The following is a 671-nucleotide window of genomic DNA, read 5'->3' as shown; positions in this document are numbered from 1 at the left end:
CCCGAGATGCCCTCGTCCCTGTGCACGGCGACGATCGTCCAGCCCAGCCGCGCCGCCGCCTCCTGTAGGGGGCGAAGCTGGTTCTCCACGGTCTGGCCGCGGTCGGCAGTCGAGACACGGACGTAGAGGGCGGCGCGCTTGGTAGGGAGGATGGTCGTCGTCATCCCGAGACAATCGCTCCAGACGCCAGGATGTCAACGAAACCGGATGGTTTTGGAAACATCATCCAGAGGGGTGCTGATCCATGGTCGAAGGCCGGGTTCGAGCGGGCCGCAACGAGGGGGTTTTGCGAACACCCCGCGGCCCGGGACGGAGGTCAGCCCTACGTGCCCGCACCCCCGCAGCCCCGCCCTGACCGTCTCGGTCACGCAGGCGACGTGCGTCCGATCCGGTCCGGCAGCCGGACCTCGGGACGGCCCTGGACCAACCGCCTAGCATCTCGGAAGTCGGCTGGGTCGATGGTCAGGTGGAGGAAGGACGTAGAGGTGCATCGGCGTGGCGTCGGCCGATAGTGTAGCAGCCCACTGAGATGCCCTCGCGAGCGCATCCCCGCTGGTTCGTCGCGGAAACCGCACTCACGCTTCTGAGTCGAGGCGCTCCGGGCGCCCGCCCCGCTGGTCGGCAGCCTGAAAAATCCCAGAGGTGATCGGGCACGACAGTCCAATTGTTCT

Annotated in this window: 1 protein-coding gene; it reads right to left on the bottom strand. The window is 67.4% G+C overall.

From position 1 onward, the window contains the following. Positions 1-164: recombinase family protein (locus ACFHPP_RS31310; RefSeq protein WP_437167124.1), on the bottom strand; the 164-nt coding region annotated here is incomplete at its 3' end. Positions 165-671: the final 507 nt, after the last annotated feature.

This window comes from Falsiroseomonas sp. E2-1-a20, assembly GCF_051433195.1.
In the GTDB taxonomy this organism is placed as follows: domain Bacteria; phylum Pseudomonadota; class Alphaproteobacteria; order Acetobacterales; family Acetobacteraceae; genus Falsiroseomonas.
This window is presented reverse-complemented; position numbering and strand designations above follow the sequence as displayed.